22 protein-coding genes are annotated in these 19,234 nt (G+C 43.3%); 3 read left to right on the plus strand and 19 right to left on the minus strand.

The annotated features are described in order from the left end of the window. Positions 1 to 9 precede the first annotated feature (9 nt). From RA086_RS10180 to RA086_RS10195, 4 genes are read right to left on the minus strand one after another with little or no spacing between them, the layout of a single operon-like run. Positions 10 to 681, minus strand: coding sequence for a putative quinol monooxygenase (locus tag RA086_RS10180; protein WP_308703684.1), 672 nt, complete (start codon positions 679 to 681; stop codon positions 10 to 12). A gap of 26 nt (positions 682 to 707) precedes the next feature. Further along, positions 708 to 1,292 (minus strand): DapH/DapD/GlmU-related protein, encoded by a 585-nt coding sequence (locus tag RA086_RS10185; RefSeq protein WP_308703685.1) that lies wholly within the window; start codon positions 1,290 to 1,292, stop codon positions 708 to 710. Positions 1,293 to 1,316: 24 nt separating this feature from the next. Next, entirely contained in the window at positions 1,317 to 2,228 is a 912-nt protein-coding gene (locus RA086_RS10190; RefSeq protein WP_308704460.1) for an amidohydrolase family protein, read from the minus strand. Positions 2,229 to 2,237: 9 nt separating this feature from the next. Next, complete coding sequence (locus tag RA086_RS10195; RefSeq protein ID WP_308703686.1) at positions 2,238 to 2,615, minus strand: DUF2255 family protein; 378 nt, start codon at positions 2,613 to 2,615, stop codon at positions 2,238 to 2,240. Between the two features lie 118 nt (positions 2,616 to 2,733). On the opposite strand from RA086_RS10195, the gene RA086_RS10200 reads away from it, so the two are divergent. After that, positions 2,734 to 3,624, plus strand: a complete 891-nt coding sequence (locus RA086_RS10200) for a LysR family transcriptional regulator (protein WP_308703687.1) — start codon at positions 2,734 to 2,736, stop codon at positions 3,622 to 3,624. Between the two features lie 181 nt (positions 3,625 to 3,805). Here RA086_RS10200 and RA086_RS10205 read toward each other — a convergent pair whose 3' ends face one another. From RA086_RS10205 to RA086_RS10255, 11 genes are all read right to left on the minus strand, one after another. Next, the gene (locus RA086_RS10205; protein WP_308703688.1) at positions 3,806 to 4,153 is read right to left on the minus strand and encodes a hypothetical protein; all 348 of its coding nucleotides are present in this window, start codon (positions 4,151 to 4,153) and stop codon (positions 3,806 to 3,808) included. Positions 4,154 to 4,163: 10 nt separating this feature from the next. After that, positions 4,164 to 5,456 (minus strand): Y-family DNA polymerase, encoded by a 1,293-nt coding sequence (locus tag RA086_RS10210; protein WP_308703689.1) that lies wholly within the window; start codon positions 5,454 to 5,456, stop codon positions 4,164 to 4,166. Continuing rightward, positions 5,437 to 5,832, minus strand: coding sequence for a DNA-directed RNA polymerase subunit beta (locus RA086_RS10215; RefSeq protein WP_308703690.1), 396 nt, complete (start codon positions 5,830 to 5,832; stop codon positions 5,437 to 5,439). Before RA086_RS10215 ends, RA086_RS10210 begins: the two co-directional genes overlap by 20 nt. A gap of 324 nt (positions 5,833 to 6,156) precedes the next feature. Next, positions 6,157 to 6,732 (minus strand): MerR family transcriptional regulator, encoded by a 576-nt coding sequence (locus RA086_RS15965; protein WP_407659061.1) that lies wholly within the window; start codon positions 6,730 to 6,732, stop codon positions 6,157 to 6,159. A gap of 240 nt (positions 6,733 to 6,972) precedes the next feature. Next, a complete protein-coding gene (locus RA086_RS10225; RefSeq protein ID WP_308703691.1) occupies positions 6,973 to 7,389 on the minus strand; it encodes a MerR family transcriptional regulator in 417 nt (138 codons plus the stop codon). A 15-nt stretch (positions 7,390 to 7,404) separates the two neighbouring features. After that, the gene (locus RA086_RS10230) at positions 7,405 to 8,058 is read right to left on the minus strand and encodes an NAD(P)H-binding protein (RefSeq protein WP_308703692.1); all 654 of its coding nucleotides are present in this window, start codon (positions 8,056 to 8,058) and stop codon (positions 7,405 to 7,407) included. Between the two features lie 80 nt (positions 8,059 to 8,138). Further along, positions 8,139 to 8,615, minus strand: a complete 477-nt coding sequence (locus tag RA086_RS10235; protein ID WP_308703693.1) for a flavodoxin — start codon at positions 8,613 to 8,615, stop codon at positions 8,139 to 8,141. 268 nt (positions 8,616 to 8,883) lie between these two features. Further along, positions 8,884 to 9,729 (minus strand): aldo/keto reductase family protein, encoded by an 846-nt coding sequence (locus RA086_RS10240; protein ID WP_308703694.1) that lies wholly within the window; start codon positions 9,727 to 9,729, stop codon positions 8,884 to 8,886. A gap of 100 nt (positions 9,730 to 9,829) precedes the next feature. Beyond that, positions 9,830 to 10,129: a hypothetical protein gene (locus RA086_RS10245; RefSeq protein ID WP_308703695.1), complete on the minus strand. Its 300-nt coding sequence runs from the start codon at positions 10,127 to 10,129 to the stop codon at positions 9,830 to 9,832. Positions 10,130 to 10,348: 219 nt separating this feature from the next. Continuing rightward, positions 10,349 to 10,945 carry a hypothetical protein gene (locus RA086_RS10250; RefSeq protein WP_308703696.1) on the minus strand — a complete coding sequence of 199 codons (597 nt, stop codon included), beginning with the start codon at positions 10,943 to 10,945 and terminating at the stop codon, positions 10,349 to 10,351. A 357-nt stretch (positions 10,946 to 11,302) separates the two neighbouring features. Further along, entirely contained in the window at positions 11,303 to 12,217 is a 915-nt protein-coding gene (locus tag RA086_RS10255) for a prenyltransferase (protein ID WP_308703697.1), read from the minus strand. Positions 12,218 to 12,430: 213 nt separating this feature from the next. Here RA086_RS10255 and RA086_RS10260 point away from each other — a divergent pair, with 213 nt between their 5' ends. Next, complete coding sequence (locus tag RA086_RS10260) at positions 12,431 to 13,075, plus strand: VTT domain-containing protein (protein ID WP_308703698.1); 645 nt, start codon at positions 12,431 to 12,433, stop codon at positions 13,073 to 13,075. A gap of 139 nt (positions 13,076 to 13,214) precedes the next feature. Here RA086_RS10260 and RA086_RS10265 read toward each other — a convergent pair whose 3' ends face one another. The 4 genes from RA086_RS10265 to RA086_RS10280 all read right to left on the minus strand — a co-directional run bounded on the left by RA086_RS10265 (position 13,215) and on the right by RA086_RS10280 (position 18,173). Next, the gene (locus RA086_RS10265) at positions 13,215 to 13,664 is read right to left on the minus strand and encodes a hypothetical protein (protein ID WP_308703699.1); all 450 of its coding nucleotides are present in this window, start codon (positions 13,662 to 13,664) and stop codon (positions 13,215 to 13,217) included. Positions 13,665 to 13,676: 12 nt separating this feature from the next. Further along, entirely contained in the window at positions 13,677 to 14,060 is a 384-nt protein-coding gene (locus RA086_RS10270) for a hypothetical protein (protein WP_308703700.1), read from the minus strand. 13 nt (positions 14,061 to 14,073) lie between these two features. Further along, a complete protein-coding gene (locus RA086_RS10275) occupies positions 14,074 to 15,087 on the minus strand; it encodes a lipoate--protein ligase (protein ID WP_308703701.1) in 1,014 nt (337 codons plus the stop codon). A gap of 446 nt (positions 15,088 to 15,533) precedes the next feature. Continuing rightward, the gene (locus tag RA086_RS10280; RefSeq protein ID WP_308703702.1) at positions 15,534 to 18,173 is read right to left on the minus strand and encodes an SH3 domain-containing protein; all 2,640 of its coding nucleotides are present in this window, start codon (positions 18,171 to 18,173) and stop codon (positions 15,534 to 15,536) included. Positions 18,174 to 18,723: 550 nt separating this feature from the next. On the opposite strand from RA086_RS10280, the gene RA086_RS10285 reads away from it, so the two are divergent. Beyond that, positions 18,724 to 19,173 (plus strand): universal stress protein, encoded by a 450-nt coding sequence (locus tag RA086_RS10285; RefSeq protein WP_308703703.1) that lies wholly within the window; start codon positions 18,724 to 18,726, stop codon positions 19,171 to 19,173. Positions 19,174 to 19,234: the final 61 nt, after the last annotated feature.

Below are 19,234 nucleotides of genomic sequence, written 5' to 3' on the forward strand. Positions count from 1 at the left end.
ACTAAATCATCATCTCGTCGCAAAAGTCAGTGGTCCATGATTGACCAAGACATCCGGCTTAATTGCGGTTATCTTTTGCTGCACGATCAAAGGCTGACTCATTTGCTGAAACAACTTAAAGTTGACGGTTTGACACACTTGCTGATAGGCAAGCGCATCGCGGTATACTTCAAATAAAACCAATTTTTGCGGTTCGGCTTGATCCTGACCTAAATAAGCAACGACTAACCCAGCGTCAGTTGTCAAGCCTTGGTGCATTTCACCTTTTAACCGGGTTTGCATTTCTGACAGCTTGGCGGCTTTAACCGTCATTTCTGTTAGGGCAACAAACTGATTTGTCGGTGCAATCTCCCGTATGGCAGGCGCTTGCTGTAACAAACACAACGGCGTTAAGGGACGCATTGACTGCTCAACCACGGCTTTTCCAGCCACCGTCTTAAAGGCTTGAAATTGTGATGATTGCGCGTGCCGTGCATAACTTGCTTGATCCCGGTACAATTCAAGCACTCGGTTCTCCAAGCCAGCGTCATCAACGTGACCGGTATACATTGCCAGCGTGCCAGGTTCCTGCTTAATTGAAGTCAACAGATTTTGCTGACCAATTTGCTTAAACGCTTGCCGCTCACTAGCCTTGATCTGTAACTTAAATAGTCTAAATAACGGTGCTTGCTCGATAATCATAGCCTTTCACACTCCTCGCGTAAAAATTAGTTTAACGGGGCCAAGGGTCGGATTGTTTTAGCGGGTACCCCACCAACAATAGTGTTATCCGGCACGTCTTTTGTCACGACCGCCCCTGCGGCAACAACCACATTATTGCCGATATGCACGCCACCAATAATGGTCACATTGCCACCAATCCAAACATCGTCACCAATAGTAATCGGCTTAGTATAAGTAATTAAATATTTGGTACCATCCGTTCTGGTGCCAAACCTTTTGGTCGCGTCTAAGGCATGGGCACCGCAATACAATTTAGTATCTGGCGCAATAATGACCCGATCACCTAACGTAATTAAATTAGAATCTTGAAACGTACAGTTGCCATTGATGAAAACATCCTCACCAACCCGAATATGAGTGCCATAAATCGCACTAAAAGTGCCATTTATCACTAATCCAGTTCCTGCTTTTCCAAATAACTGCTGAATTGCGGTCGCCCGCGCATCAACATCCGACGTCGTATTAATCAAATTGACCAACTTCTTACCATGAGCCAACATTTCCTGCAATTCTGGATCGCGGTAATCGTAATCTTGTCCTGCCAATAGTTTTTCATGCTCAGTCATCATGCTTAATTCCTCCCTTTATCCCCGTTACTGACCCATCAACTGTAACCAATTACCACTAAAGATTTTTTGCTTCTGTGTCTCGGTAATCGCCATTTCATTGATGGCTTGTTCAATCACCGCAGTAGGCCCAACTGGTGGAATACCAAACGGGGCATCCGTACCAAACAACAGATGATCCTCACCAAAGAAAGTCAAAGCAAGTGCCAAGGCTTGTGAGTTGCCTAAAATTGCCGTATCGACGTAAAACTTTTTAAAATCTGCGTAATTTTCAGCGGATTGAATATATTTAATCCGCTGACTAAAATAAGGCACCATTGCGCCAGCATGATGAACAATGACTTTCAAATTGGGATATTTACGGAAATAATGCGCAGCCACCAGACCATTCATGGCTTGTGTTAGTTCATATTCCCAACTAAAAGTGAGATTATTGTCGGTCTTATGTGCATCAAATACCGGATGAAGCCAAATTGGCAATTGTAAGCGTGCCAGCTTTTCAAAAATCGGTTCATATTCTGGTGCAGTGATTGGTTGACCCAATGCTTGTGTAAATAGCTGTACGCCAACCAACTCAGTTGAACCCACGACTTGCTCGTCAATCAGCTTCAGCGCTGCAGGCACATTATTCAACGGCAACATTGCTACACCAGCTGGAAAAATGGTCTGATTTTCTCTAACTAGACTTGCCAGCTCATCGTTCGCCGCCCAACACAACTCCGCCGCTTGATCAGCTGCCACAAAATCTTCTGGATTTAAATTCACCATCGATAAAATCTGTTGATGGTCATTAGGGATACTAGCAATATGTTGAGTTAAATCCGTTAGCAAAGGATTCTTCATATATGGAAAATGAGCCAAAATATGTGGTTCAATCTGTTGCATTTTCGTTAAAAATTTGGGTGGTAAAACATGTGCGAAAACATCAATTTTCACGATTAAATCCCCCTACTTTAAATCCAAGCGAACAGTCGCACTCACCGGGCCAGCCGCTAACATCGGTGGTAAGTATGGACTACCCGCGTACTTCTTTTCATAAGCTTGACTAATGGCCTGTGTCAATTGATCATCCGTCGTTACTGGCTGGTAACGAACCTCGTATTGTTGACCAGCCAACGCAATGCGGCCTGCTTGTTGCTGTCTTGCTGATTGATACCAACGGGATTGTTGCCCATTCCAAGCACGCACATATAAATCGTCACCTACGACTACTGACCAAATCCAAGTGGGAGTCCCATAGGTTTTGCCATTCTGATAAAAAGGTGAAACATGCATATCATCTGCCGTAGCAAATGCTTTCAGTTGTTTTGGCGTCCAATTGCTCATTTTTGTCTCCTCCTCAAGTCCAACGCTTTGACAACATCATACGGGCGATTAATAATAATGTAAAATGCTTAGTTTTTATGCTTTATCATGCATTTTATGTATGTTTGTGGAGGAAGCTATGGATACTCGTTTATTACATTATTTTACGGTATTGACCCGTGTCGGAAATATTACCAAAGCGGCAAATGAATTGCACACTACGCAACCCACGCTATCGCGCCAATTAAAAGAACTCGAAGCTGAGATTGGCACTCAACTCTTCATCCGCGGTAAACGCGCGATTACTTTAACCGACGCTGGCGTTTTATTTGAACAACGGGCACAGACCATTTTGAACTATCTCGACCAAACGCGCCAAGATCTGCATGCTCAAAAACATGGCTTAGCTGGAACCTTGCGCATCGGTTGCGTCGAAAGTCGCCTTTCTAGTCATGTCGCTGATTGGGTCGCAACTTTTCAGCAACAACATCCCAATGTTCAGTTCTCACTATTTGGTGCCGACGGTAATTCTATTCGTAACCAACTGGATCAAGGTAAGCTAGATGTCGGCTTCTTGCTGGAACCCGTTGAATCAGCCAAATACTTTTCACATGTCATTCCAGTCACTGAAACTTGGGGACTAATCATGGCGAAATCGGCGCCACTGGCTAGTCATGCCGCTATTACCGGTGCCGATTTAACCGGCATTCCGCTGATTGGCTCACGCCGCAGTATTGTAATCAATCAAATTGCGACTTGGCTACACGTTGATTCCGACAGTCTTAACCTACGTGGTGAGCGTAATTTAGAGAATAACGTCATCCCATTAATGACCAATCATGGCTATTATGATATTGGTATTGACGGTGTGCTAGACTTTTATCCACAAGGACCGCTCACTTTCGTTCCCTTTAAACCCATTAGTCAGACACGCCATACCCTCATCTGGCGAAAGAATCAGCAGCCCTCACCGATTGCTCAAGCTTTCATTGATGACGTCACGGCACAGATTCGGACAATGCCAATTTAAATTTTAGGAGTTGACCTATTTTGTCAAATCAGCAAAAATCATGGTGGGGTGCGCCGCGAACCATCACTAACTTGATTGCCAACCGCAAAATTTCGTGGTTGGATTTGGATTAATCAGAATTAAAAAAATTCGCTAAGCTGACCAATAAATTTAGGTTGCTTAGCGAATCTTTTGTCTCATATTAATCTGGATCACTATGATATCTAGTGGGTCGTGCATGGCCGTGCTCTAAATCATGCACGATATTGGTTCCTGGATGGACTAAATGATGCGTATCACGGAATTCAATCGTTAATTGTGTATGCGCTTTTAAATCCGCTAATACGGTTTGATAAAGTGCTGGGTCATGCGGCAGTTCCAATAGTTCATAACTATGTAGCAATTTTTCATTGGCTCGCTGCGCTTGTAAAAAGAAGCCATAGCAGTCAAACAAATGATTATCCACAATCATCAAATGATATCGCCATTGATAACGCCGCAAAAAGTAATGATCAAAATTAGCGCATAACGTCTCAGATTCTTTTAGCAAAATAATCCCCCTAAGCTTGATGACCACCGACTAATTTCGAACGATCAATGGCCGTTCCGGCAGCCGTTTTACTATAGCCACGCACAATCGCGCCATAACCATACCGACTTCTAATTTGATCAATTGTATGTTCCAATTGTAAATTGGCCTCGTCGCGGCGTTGATTGCTAAATAACGACAGCTGTAAACTATTGGGCTTACTGATTCGGTTAACACGCACCCCTAAATTGCGCAACGCATTGCCCTGCCAACGCTTTTCAAATAAGTATTGCACCGCTCGTATTAACTCATTGGTTTGATTGGTGGGATCAATCTTAGTCTGCGTACTCCAACCGTGTTGTCCCTGTTCATCAGGTTCTGAAAAGCCAACCTGCACACTGATTACCTCACCTAAAACATCGTGTTGACGGAGTCGTGTTGCGACTTGATCAGCAATTTCAAACAAAACTGTTTCAATGTCTGCTTGAGTCGTATAGTCGCGCATCAAAACTTGGCTATTGCCATAACCTTTGTTTTCAGCGTGCGGTACATAACGCTTAGCTAAATCGGAATAATCGATGCCCCAACTATGAAAATAAAGGGCATCACCTAAGACGCCAAACTTTTGATGGAGTTTCTTGCGGTCAAACTGAGCCAATTCGCCAATATTGTGAATTCCCAGCCGATTTAATTTGTCCGCTGTTTTACCACCAATCGACCAAAAATCAGTCAGTGGCGCAATTTGCCACAGCTTCGTTCGGACCACATCATAGCCCCATTCTGCTCGCCACGGGGCCTGTTCTTTAGCCTCATTATCCAATGCCAGCTTTGCCATCAAAGGATTGGGACCAATACCAACGGTCGTCACGATCCCAGTCTCATTGAAAACTTTCGTTTGAATTTGCGCCGCAATAGCACGATTAGAACCAAAAAGTCGATGGCTGTGTGTCACATCAATGAAAGCTTCATCAATACTATAAACGTACCAATGCTGATCATCTGTAAATTGGCGAAAAATCTGATTGATGCGATAATTTAATTCAATGTAATCTCGCATGTGTGGTGCGACCAATTCAATAGCCATATTTGGTTTAATTTCATATTTTCGGGTGCCTAAACGAACATTATAATCACGTTTAGTATCGGGTGAAGCCGCTAAAATCAGTCCGCCTTGTGATTCTGCACGTGATAAGACTGCAATCTTCGCTGCCAATGGAAATTCGCCGCGTCGAATCGCTTCGGTACTGGCAAAAAAGCTTTTGCAATCAATACACATGATGTCACGAACCGGTAACCGACTAGGATCATCGAGTGGTGTCGTCATGGGACCACCACTTTTCAGCAGTTGGAATTTCAACGTAACGTAACTCATCAAGATGAAAGAACTTGACGCTATCATTAGCTAGTTGCAAGTAGATTTGATCTCCTTGATAGCCCGCTACTTGCCCGTGATATTCAGCCGTGAAACAATTATTTTCTAACGTATCACTTTGAACTATGACCGCCTGCCCGGTCTTCCAGGCTTTTTGTAGATTAGCACTGATTTGGGTCACAGGCATTTCAGGCTTAACTTCGCGAGGTCGGGTTTGTTTGCCGACACTTTCCATGTAAGCACTGTGATCCGATAAAATCCACCCCATCCATTTAAGCATGCCACGATCATCGTACAACCACTTTTCACGTGGGACAATTCGTTCCATTAAAATCACCGACCTTTATCCATAATTATACGAACACACGTTCTAAAGGTCAAGTAAAACCAAAGCTAAAATGCCAATTTTATTACACCGCTTTAAGTCTTGAGTACTGAACTAATAACAGCTAGTCAGGTTAATTTTCCCGATTTCTTGCTACCAAATGATCACTTAATTCATCATTGACAGCTTCGCAGACATTGCTAATTTTTTCTGTCATCAGCGACAAAAAAAGTCTCTGAAAATATCCAGAGACACTTTTCAAAGCCACAGCATTTTCAGGCATAAACTCAATCGCCCGTGGACAAGTTGCCCATATTTTCCCAGAATCTATTTAACAATGTCAAACCAATCACCGGAATCTTGCAGCATTTGCCACAACCTATCTGGCAACTTCATATCGGCCAATTGCGAGAGTTGCAACTGTTGCTGAATAGCTGCAGTTGCCCCCGTTTTAACTTTCTCAGCCCAATCCGGATTCATAATTAAACCATGTGCAATTGCTGCAAGATCCAAGCCTTCATCCAAGGCTTCTTCGGCCTGATCTGGTGTATCTAATGAACCAGCAGAAATCAACGGAATACGGTGATCAACATATTTAACCAGCATTTGAAGATAAGTTTCATCCCGATCTGTACTGCCAATAGGCTTGGAAGTCAGCACATTGTTCAAAGTCACATGAACATAATCCACATCGTGCTGGATTAACTCATCAATCAATGCTTCCATTGACAACCCGGCATCCTTTAGACATTTCACTAAAAATAGCCAGTTTAAATCATTGGGACGATAATCTCGATAACCATTTTTGTCACGTTTAACTGGCGGAATCACGCCAATTCGTTCATAGTAACGCAGCGTATCAGCTGAAAATCCAATTAGATTGGAGACATCTTTTCTATTCATGAGCGCTCACCAACTTCCTTGATTGATGTCCTCATCATAAACCCTGCACCTAACTCCCTAGCAAGGAAAAGATTTAACAATTTAAAAATAGGTCATTAAAAAGGCGCTCACTTCAATGATTGGAAGTTGTGCCATCATTGAAGTGAGCGTCTTTTAATTAACCTTAGTGTTTCCAAATGTGACCTGAAAGTTCTAATTTAAACGTACCGACTGTGACGCTTATCTTTTAACGGTTTAATTTTAATCGTCTTGATCAACTTTATCCCGGTGTTGACGTTCCAATTCACGCAATTCGGCTTCGGTCGTTTCCATATGGTCATAAAAATGATTTAATTTATAATTCAAATGGTCGATTGCTGCCTGTAAATCATCACGTTTTTCTTCCATCACGGCGAGCTGTTCTTTGAGTAACGCTTTTTGTTCCTTGGTGTTATCTTCTTGAGCATCGAATAGTTGAATATAACGCCGTAAATTTTCAATACTCATCCCAGCAGCGCGCATTTGTGTCACAAAACGGATGCGTCGCAAAATGCGGTCATCGATATCACGATTACCAACCTCGGTTCGATCAATTGGTGGAATCAAAGATTCTTTTTCATAATAACGAATTGCCGCTGACGAAACGCCGGTTTGTTCGCTTGCTTCCTTAATATTCATTTCGAAAAACCTCCATTAATAAACGGGCCGATCTTCACCTTGAGTCGCCGGGTCGGCCATTCCAATACTATCATGGCTGTACTTATCAGGGTTAGCAATGACCTGCAAGACGAAATCCGCCACGCTTTGACGTGAGCCCGAAACGCCCTCGTAAGGTTGAGTCTTAGTCGTCACCACGTATTTAACCTCATCACGATCGTTCAACCATGGCAAACGCAATGTGGTGTAATCCAACCCAGATTCTTGCAACAACTCATCCGAACGCCGTGCTGGTGCCATGCCACCACCAATCATTTCCAAGTTCCAACGACCAAATTCACCGGGAACTTCATTATAGAGTCCCAGCACATTAGTAAATAAAATCCGTTGAACGTGGTTCGTCTGCATCGCACTGATCACATTCTTCGTTAGCCGATTCTGCGTATCATGGTCAACCACTGCCACAAAGACCAAATCCTGTCCGGCCATAGCTTGGTCAACTGCCACGGCATCCGTCATGTCACCGTCTACCAAGTTAACACGCTCATTATCACCAAGTTGTGCTAAGCGATTGGCATTTCGAAGGAACAACGTTAGTGTCACGTCGTTAAAAGCCGGTTCCGTTAGAATACGGTGTTCAACAATCTGAGCAATTTGCCCATTAGCTGCTAAAATCAAAACTTTTTTCAATTTGATTGACCTCTTCTTTTAAATTTGATGTTTACAGTATATGACCTTGCAGTAACTTCAAGGCAAGGCTTAACGCCCATTTATTTTGCTTTTTCCCACCATGACCGTAAAATCGTTGCCGCTGACGCTAACTGACCACTGCTTAACCCAATTCCCGGTTTGACATTGGCTGCGGTCACTAAGTCATCAAAGTCAACTTCATAACTTCCAGGCGTCCCAGCATCTGTATAAAATGGCATTACTGTGCCATGATAGTCGCTCAACTGGCTTAAAAATGTTCGCACCGGTGTCGCAACTTTCGCTGACCAAACTGGGCCACCGACTAAAATTGTTTGATATTGTGCTAAATCTGGCGTGGCATTCGTTAGTGCTGGCATGTTGCCACTAGCTAATTGTTGGTTAGCAATGTCAGATGTCGCATACATATCCGTCGAAAACGTGTCCGCAGCCACCGTTAAATCAATCCGATCAGCACCAGTAACTTTTTGTAAGGCCGTCGCCATGGTCGCTGTGTTGCCAGACCACGAATACGCCACAATTAACAGTTTAGTTGTCATTGATTAATAACTCCCTTATTTTTATTGATGAACTCAGCTTAACCCTTCAAGTGAACTTCAAGGCAAGCTTTTAATTCTAAAAAAAGTCCGGGAACAAAACCCCAGACTCATTTTGATATTCCTAATATTTATAGCCGAAACGTGGAACAAAAGGCTTTGATGCAACCGAGCTAAGAAAGTCAAACGATTGAAAATACCAATCATTCGACTTTCTAGGCTATGCTCGGTAGCAAACCGCCTCTTGTCCCACTCTCTCAGAATTAACAGACTAGTCACCAACTGGATGATAACCATTGCGATCAACCATGGCATTCATCGTTGCCATGTCTTGATCATCAATTTCAAAGTCTAATTTTGTATTGGCTTCAACATGCGCCATGGCACGTGCCTTTGGTAATGGTGCGACACCATTTTGAATGATGAACCGTAAGGCAAGTTGCGGCACTGAAACTTGATACTTAGCCGCTAATTTTGCCAAACTGTCGTTATCTAGCAAACCACCCGTGGCGAGTGGTGAATAAGCTTGCACCACGATCTGGTTGGCTTTAGCCGTCCGTACGACCGTTGACTGTGTATGACCAACATAATATTGAATCTGATCAACAGCTGGCTTGACCGTCAAGCCGTCCCAAGTCAACAAGTTTTCCAGATCTGCCGAGTTAAAGTTGGAAACACCGACAGATTTAGCCCGACCGCTCTTATAAATATCTTGCATGGCCCGCCAAACTTCGCGATTTTCAGCATCATGATTAGAACCCATTTGTGCCCAAGGCCATGGGGCATGAATAATATATGAATCAACGTAAGCCAAATCTAACGCTGCAAGACTGCTATCAAAGTCGGCCATTGCCGCATCATAGCTTTTAGATTCTGCTGGTAATTTTGTCTGAACAAAGATTTCTTCGCGCGGTACATCCGCATCGTGCAAAGCTTCGCCAACACTCTTTTCATTCTGATAAGCTTTGGCTGTGTCAATAAAACGATAGCCAGCTTTCAATGCGTTGCTAACGGCGTCATAAGTTTCTTTGCCTGGTCGTGTCTGCCAAGTTCCAAAACCAACTTTAGGCATTTTCAAACCATTATTTAAAGTAAAAGTTTCTGTAATTGTTGCCATTTGATCACTCCTAATTTAATTGTTAAACACAGCTTAGTCCCTTAGACCTACGCTAAGGCAACTCAAATGTTTCAAATCAGGCCGTTTTTTAGCCTTAACCCTAATGTAGTAATTTCAAAACTAAAACAAAGTACAATAGGACCGCAATACCAACGCCCAGCGTATACAACAATGCCAGCCATTGGCCCTTAGCTGTCCGACCAGTGGGGCCAAAACATAACGCGACCCCACCACAGATTACACTAAGAGTGCCTAATTCCAGACCCCAATCGTGGTTGATCAGCATCACAAAGGGTCCAATTAGCGCCGCCACAATTGCGACCCACTTCGCTACAACTAAAACTGTCCGCCCAACTTTCTTATCATAGGCATCATATTTTTCTTTCCGTTCTTTTGCCATCGTCGTTGCCACCTTATATTAATCACTTAATTTGAGCCAATCAATCTTCTTACCTAGTATGCCGTAGATTGGTCAATTGTTCAAGAAGGCGCTTACTTTTTCAAACAAAAAAGAACCCACGTTTCCATCCGCGAGTTCTTACTTAATTCCACTAAGTCAACACTTAGTCGCTTTTACATTTTCTATCGTAACTCTTAAAGTCCACTTTAAGTCAAGCGTTTAACGGTAAGCTTGTGACACAACTTCCCAAACATCGCTACCCTTGGTAACATTTTGCTTTTCCAATTGGCCCTTAGCCGTAACACGGAAAAGCCCTGCCAGATGTGACACATGTTCATTCGTATTTTCGCGTGCTTCGATATAAACTAAACCATCATTCTTTTTCGTTTGTTGGAAATCAAAATCTGATTTAGTCGTATTCGTGCCTTGATATTCAGTCGCTAATTGGTCCCAGACCCAATCATTAATTTGTGCAGTCGTTAAATCAGTTTCAACCGCGGAAGAACTACTTGAAGCACTGCTACCCGTATTGATCATTGCCGCCGAAGTGGTGACATGACTAGAATGAGCCGCACTAGTCTCCGTTTTTTGACTCGCCGTTGTCGACGTTGACTTGGCTGAACTCGCAGAACTAGCTGCAGCCGTCGTCGTTTTCTTAGCCACTGGTTTAGATGAACTGGTGACTTTTTCAGTGGTGGCTGAATTGGTGCTTGTCACCGGCGCAGCCTGTTGCGAACTGTTAGGCCACAAAAGGTACCCGCCCCCCAAAACTGCTACACCAACCAATACTGAAGCACTCACAATTAACTTTTTCATCACTAATCAACTCCCCAAAATTATTAAACTAACTCTTAAGTTAACAATACGCCAAGTTGGGCAATTTTACCAACCTTTTCCGGGACTAAATAAAATCTTAATATTCACAAAAAAAGCGAGCCGGCTGTATAAATACAGTTAGCTCGCTTTAGTCACGGCGCTGGTAAACCAGCGAGGGTGACGCTCCACAACGTCAGTGACCTAAGCAATCCGAAATACGTCGGAAAAAAATGCCCCGCTATCAATATTAGTCACATGCCGCTCGCGCGGAACCACCATCACTGATGATCTGACTTTATCGACTCATCGCAAGAACAACCCTAACATCTTTCTGAGTAAGATGCAAGCCTAACTTATTTATAGCCAAGTTCCTAGCACAAATAAAATGGGATAAGCAATGAAGAAAATTGACGCGCTTTTGACCGTAGTCATGAAAGTCTGGCGTTTATCGGGCTTGGCAAAAAACGGTCGCATTCCCCACCACATCAACGGTAACAATAAAACGACTAGACCAGTGATCGGTGGTGCAAGTCGTAAGGCCAAATTAATCAATGGCCAGAGGCTACCGACCACTAAGCAACCCTGCATTAATTTGATTGCACCACGTTGCCCTAAATAATAAGCTAACGTATAGCGGTGATTCAAAATATCTTCCTCACGGTCGGCTGTATTATTAGCTAATTGTAAGGTAAAGAAAATCAAGGTTAATGGCAGACATAGTAAGAACGTCACACCGACTGTTGCCCAAGTTAATGGTCGGACGCCATAGCTTGAAACCACCACACAGGTCAATTGGATTAAAAAGGCAATTGACAAGGCAACAACCGTTTCGCACCAAGGTGTCGCGTTAATGGGATGTGGTCCCGCGGTATAAAAAATACCAATCACATAACCAATAATACCTAATAACAGCACGAGCCAGCCGGTCCGTAAGACTAACCAAGTCCCAGGAACCAGTGCTAAGATGTACAACCCCAAGGCTAACTGTCCGACACCTTTGACGGGTAACTGCAGCCGTCCCAACGGATTCGTTTGTTGCGCATAGCCCTGACGATCATGAGCATGCAAATAATCATAATAGTTATCCGAAACATTGACTGCCAAATCAAAAATAAACACAGTCACTAAGCCCAGTACCACATTGACCCAATTGACGACTCCCAACCGTGATTGGGCAATCGCTACCCCCAGTACAAACCACATGATATTCAATGGTGCGGTGTAAATTTCGGTCAATTCATAAAAAATTGGCCACGTTAACCAACGTCGCATCTGAATGCCCCCCCTAAAAATTATGTATCCCCTATATCATATCGAATCCCACCTAAATTTCCTAGCATTCTGAACGTCAATAATCAAATCATCGCTGAATTCTCATGTGGTTCAGCTAAAATTTCACCACTAAATTGCTTTATTCAGATGAGCTTTTCTTGGCGCTAGCACCTAAAAATGGTATATTTAGTCGGTATCACAGGAGGAATTTTTATGACATGGCTTCTGACAGCTTGGACGATTCTCTTACGTCCGCTCAGTTATTTAGTTACCATAACCAACCATATCGGTGGCTGGTCATATGGGGTCTTGTTTATCGTTATTTTTCTGGAATCAGCTTTTATCGCTTTCGCCTTTTTACCTGGCCAATCCCTCTTGTTCCTCAGTAGTTCGATTGCAGCGAATGCCGGTTCCAAATTAAACATTTGGCTATTATTAATTATTTTTGTGACTGCCGCAACCAGTGGCGCCATGTTGAAGTACAGCATGACTCGCCACATGGATCAGCGGAGTCGGTTAGAACGTGAATTAAATTCTAGTAAATTAGATTCCACCCGTGCCCTCTTTGACGAACATGAACGGCCATCAATGCTTTGGGGCCGTTTTATTCCTTTCATCGGCTTATTCATCCCGGTCATTGCTGGGACGACCGCCATGGATTGGCGCCATTTTCAAATTTGGAACTTTATGGGCGTCTTAATCTGGGTTGGAATTTGTTGTTTCTTTGGCTATTACTTCGGTGATTGGCCGTTTGTCGAAAACAACTTTACTTGGATCATGCTGGCACTAATTTTCATTCCAATGCTAGCTCGGTCAGCGTATCAAGCCATTAAACGACACCGACTTGCCACCAACTAAAAAAGCCGTCATCACTGATTGGGCGCTCTCCAATCAAAGATGACGACTTTTCGTCGTTCTGAAGGTATTAGTTTGGCTCTGATACCATGCTCATATTATAACGTTTTGTTGTAAAAATATCATTAAATACCTGTAAAGTTTACGCTTCCGCACTAGTTATCTCGTCCAAATGATCAGTCTGGGCGGTTAACCAGGTCGTTAGTAAGGTTTTCGCCGCAACGCGATCTGCTAAGACATCTTCAGCTGACCCTAATTCATCGATTCTCAAACCAGAGCGAAAAGCTTCAGATTCAGCAATCATGTAAAGATTGATTGGCATGTCATCTTCCGCAATCGTCACTTTACCAATTTCCGTTAAATTCGCTAATGGCAAATTAATCACACTTGTCTCCAACCGGAAACTAATGGCTGGATCATGCTTAGTGGTTAACGTTGCTTGGGCTATTTTATCCGCCTGCACGTTGTCTAAGAACCCATTGAGCCAATTGTCCACTTGGGCAGTTAACTGCTCGTAATCGCCCGCTACGGTCGTCTGAGCAATCGTCTCAGCGGTCACTTCATCAATAAAAGTTTGTACGTTTCGTTGCATAGTATCCCTCGTTTAGTTAGTTTTGTGACGCCAACGGGTCAATAAGACCACCGTGTAGAAGTTAATCGCTAAGCCAATGGCCGCCACAACTTCTAATAATAATTTGATCTCCATCCCAGCATTACTTTGGGTACCGGACATCAAAGCACTGATCAATCCCAGTGAATAGATCACTAGCACTAGCCCCAGCACATAAAAGCCCAGCATCCGGTTCAAGTACACTGCCAAAACCCCTAGTAAATATAACACTAGCGCAATCAACAACCCTTGCCACATCTGACTATTAGCAATCTTGGCCGTCTGTAAATGCAAGTGACTGGTCGACATCATCCAATTGACGATACCGTAACAAAAAAAGGAAACAAACGCAAATGCGACTAATCGTGTGAGTTTCAATAGATCACTCCTGTTATTCGGCAATCAAGTCAATAACGTCCTCACGAGGAATGCCAGTAAAGTAACGGTTCAAATCAATTGCCGCTAACTTTTCTGAAATAGCATTATGATCATAACGTAAGCCAGTCAAAGCTTTTTCAATGTCATGAACATCACCGCTACCGAAGAAATCACCAAAGAATTTAATATTTTGAATATGACCATCAGTAACAAGTAACCGGGCATCAATCGTCCCCATGTCAAAATGTTGACGGCGCTTAACTGAGAATTCCGGTGATTTACCGTAAACCCAATCCCAATTAGCATAATAGTCTTCATAAATTTTATCAATGGCTTTTTGTTGTTCAGGGGTCACTTGATATTCTTTGTCCTTGATGTCAGCTAAAGAATCCACGTGGAATAATTTCGTTAACAACGTATCCCGAAATTCAGGGACCGTGATATTTTGATATTCAGGCGCTAAGAATGGTCGCAAATTTGTGACCCGGCTACGAACCGATTTGATCCCCTTTGAAGCAATCTTATCGGTCGGCACGGTTAAGGCATTGGGCACCACGTTAAGGTCCACATTCAGCATCAGCGTCCCATGCGAGAAGGTCTTCCCATTTCGTGAATACATGGCATTGCCAGAAAATTTCTTGCCATCGACTAATAAATCGTTACGACCACTGACATTCGCGGTCATGGCACCCATTTCATGCAAGACATCGATAATGGGTTGGGTGAAAGTCTTAAAATCACCAAATTCTTGGCTGTCACTGTCCACAACAAAGCTAAAGCATAAATTGCCAAGGTCTTGATAAACCGCTCCACCACCGGATAAACGCCGGGTAACGGTAATGTTATGTTCACGCACGTAGTCCGCATTGATTTCTTCCAATGTATTTTGATTGCGCCCGACAATAATGCAAGGTTCTTCGTAATAAAACAAAACTAACGGTTCGTCAAATTCAACATTGTTCATCAAATATTGTTCTGTGGCTAGATTACGACCAATTTCATGGTCTTTCATTGAGACATAGTACATTTAATATCAGCTCCTCAGCTTTAGGTTACTCTCATCATACACTTATCGAATAAAAAAGGACCCACCGTGTGAGCCCATTTTTTTGGAAGAATCATAAAATTGAGTGTGGAATTCTTCATCCCCCAACATCATTGAGTCACAATCCACATCCGCGAGCGTTCTGATTGGCGGCTACACGCTCTCCATGGATAATTCGTGCCATCAATAGATGGAAGTTGGTCAGCTTGGTTATCCGAAATTAGCGGAAACGCTGTATACTGCACTAGCTATCACTTGACGGGTTTGTTACAACAATTGGGTAACATTGAGTCTGACCTGAGATTCTTCCGATAAATCCAATATAGCACACAATGTAAGCGATTGCAATAATGTCAAAAGCACAGTTCCGTTAACGTTACCATTAACGGAACCGCACTTGCTCACTCAATTTAACTGATTAGTCCACTTTAGCGTGGGACATAATGGGTCGCACCAGAGTAGCTCTGATACTTCAACCATGTCCGACCTTCTGCACGGACCGTCCCATTGTAATAAACGGTCTCGCCTTGATTGTAACGACCAACCACTCCTGCACTCATACTTGGCGCATTATGGATAGCGGTCGCATTCGTAAAGCGAAAAGCACCCCGACTATTTGTAACTTGATAGTTTCCAGCAGCGACACCACTAATTGAAACATAGTGTGTTGCACCAGAGTAAGCTTGGTATTTCAACCAAGTTTGGCCGTTGGCGATCACTTTACCATTGTAGTAAACTGTTTCGCCAGAACCATAACTTCCCACCGTGTTGGCACCAGCATTAGGTGCGCTCTTGATTGCCGTAGTCGTCGTAAAACGATACGTTCCACTTTGAGCAATCGTTTGGGCTGGAGCTTGATTATTATTAGCATTGCCACTAATGGCAACGTAATGTTGTGCTCCAGAATAAGATTGATAACGCAGCCAAGTTTGGCCATTGGCCGTTACTTTGCCATTGTAATAAACCGTGTTGCCGGCATAATACGTCCCAACAGTTTGGGCATTATTGTCTGGCGCACTCTTGATTGCCGTAGTCCCATTGAACCGATATGACCCGCTTTGAGGAGTTACGACTGGTTGTGAACCCGAATTAGAATTACTGTTGTTACCTGTAATGGCCACATAGTGTTGTGCCCCAGAATAGGATTGATAACGCAGCCAAGTCTGGCCGTCAACTGACACTTTACCGTTATAATAAACTGTTTCACCAGCCCGGTAAGTCCCAACGGTTTGGGCATTGGTTTGTGGTGCCGTCTTGATCGCCGTATCATAGTTGAAACGGTATGAGCCCGAAGCTGGAACCGTAACCGGTTGACTCGGCGTTTGAACGGTATCACCGTTCATGGCAACGTAATGAGTTGCACCTGAGTAAGCCACATACTTCAACCAAGTTAAGCCATCAGCATTAACCTTACCGTTATACCGAACACTTTCACCAGCATTATAAGTCCCAACGACTTGAGCTGACTTGCTAGCAGCACTACGGATATTTGTTTTTGCAGTAAATTTGTAATTACCACTTTCAGCGATCACATTGTTTTGACCACCGTTGTTATTGTTATTTTGGTTATTGTTGTTCTGATTGCCATTACCGCTGATAGCGATGTAATGCGTCCGACCTGAATAAGATTGATATTTCAGCCAAGTATAGCCGCCAGCATCAACTTTGCCAGTATAGTTAACTGATTCACCAGCATCATAGGTCCCAACCACGGCAGAATTCATGCTAGCTTCAGTATGAATGTCTGCTTTAGCCTTGAAGACATACCGACCACCGTTATTGTTTACCGTATTATTACTGTTGTTATTGTTGGTACCAGGATTGCTAGGTTCTTTACCAGGCGCCACGTTAGTCACTTCGCGGTCCCAACTTTGTAAGCCATAGCTATTGACCATATTGATTAGTGACGAAGCGTAATCTGGAGCCGTTGCGTAACCATCACTTTGAAGTAAACGTGCAACGCGTTGATAATCACGTTCCCCAATCAAATTACGATAACGGGAGTTTTCATCTAAGAAACGCCCATGATCTTCAACACTAGCGGACCAGTTGGGATACTTTCTAAAAGCGGCATAAACCGTATAATAACCACCTGGACGCCATTCTTGCGTTGGAAACGAAATTGATTGACCGTTATAGCTTCCCTTGATTCCGAATAAATTATTGCCTTGAGTCGATAATTGTGAACGACCCCAGCCACTTTCTAGAATTGCTTGCGCAGCGGTAATTGAAGGTAAGACCCCATATTTCCGCCAACCAGCAATGGCCCCGGCTTTGATTTCACTAAAGAACTTATCTTGATAACCATATAGGGCTGAACTCATCAAAATATTGTCATCATAATACCCAGGACCGATGGTATGGTTGGCCTGGATCTTAGGTTTGTCAGCCTCTGGTTCGGCCGCTGCAGATTGCGGTGCTTGACTAGCTGCTTGCGAATTCTGACTAGCTGCGGCGCTTTGACTTGAAGCAGAATTAGCGCTTGCCTGCGACGATTGACTCGTTGCAGACGTTGCACTAGCTTGTGAGCTTTGGCTCGTCGCAGAAGTTGCACTCACTTGTGAACTTTGACTGGTCGCCCCACTTTGGCTGACGGCACTAGTCGCTGATTGTGAGCTAGCACTAGTTGCTGCGCTCTGGCTAGCCACTGTACCGGTCATCCGTGAACTTTGACTGGCCGCACTAGCCTGGCTAGCTTGTGAAGCCTGACTAGGTGTCGCAACTTGACTCGCAGCTGAAGCTTGACTGGGTGCCAAGGCTTTAGCTACCGGTGTGGTTGCATCACGATTAATCTTAATGGTTCCAGCAACATCACTCGCTGGCTCAACGGCTTTGAGTGGTGCCGTGCTAACAGCAACGGACTCTGGTTTAACACTAGTTTCACCAGTCTGTACATAGACGTTTTGCTGATCATTCGTCAGTTGCTCGTTGGTCGTATCCACTTGGCGCGCTTTTTCCGTGGCAGTTTTCGTGCCGCTGGTTGCAGCGTCAGCCTTACTAACCACTACCGGTAAGAGTGCCGTGCTAAGCATGAGCGATGCGATTACTTTTGTCATTCCGATTTTCAAGTTAGAATTCCCCAAATCTTTCATTGAATTTTTTTGTCTTGTCAGTCTTACAAAACTTAATTAATTTTCCGTACTTTGCTGTTACAGCAATTATAGTAGCATCTAGCCGTGTTACATTCAATTCGAATACTGTAATATAAATTATTCGATATTGATTAATATAATATATAATCATTTAACGTGATTGATTATTTTCTAATTTTATTAATCTTATGTAATAACGCTTACAGGAATTTTGTGGGTATTTTTTTGTTCATCCTTGCGGTTAAGTGCTTATAATTCATTCTAAATATAATTTAATTTATTTTACGCATTGTTATATCTAATCGTTAACACTAGCCATTAATTAAAGTACCGCTGAGGTCTGAGGCAATACCTACTAATAAAAAATTTCAAATCTAAGCGATAATTAAGATATCAATGAAAAATTTTACAATTTGTAACAAAGTGCCCTCTCGCTTACGAACTTCTGGGCTAAAAGGCTTACAGTTATGAAAATTAATGCTAAAATGAACATATTAATTACCATACACAAACGGGGGTAACCATTATGTTACAACAATATCAAAATATCTTGGTACCAGTTGACGGGTCCAAGGTCACCGAAGAAGTTTTAAAGCGCGGCATTGAAGTTGCTAAGCGCAACCAAACCCACTTGGACATTTTAAACGTCTTAGAAGTTAACCAGTTTAGCGATACGTACGGCGGTGCGGTCAGTGGCGATGTCATTTATAAGCTGTCAGAAGATGTCCAAAAGCGGCTCGAAGAACTCAAACAAGAAGCCATCGATGCCGGGGTTACCGACGTTGAAATGCATGTTCGTTTTGGGAATCCTAAAACAGTCATCGCACGTGAATTTCCAGCCGATCATCATAACGAACTGATCATGATTGGCTCGACCGGGCTATCAGCTGTCGAACGCTTGATGGTCGGCTCCGTCACCACTTATGTCAGTCGAAATGCCGTTTGTGACGTTTTGATTGTAAAACCTGAGAAGTAAATTTTCTAGAGTCTGGGACAATCCCCAGGCTCCTTTTGTTATTCTTGATATTTATAGCCGA

Origin of the sequence: Lactiplantibacillus brownii, assembly GCF_031085375.1 — a bacterium.
Taxonomy (GTDB): domain Bacteria; phylum Bacillota; class Bacilli; order Lactobacillales; family Lactobacillaceae; genus Lactiplantibacillus; species Lactiplantibacillus brownii.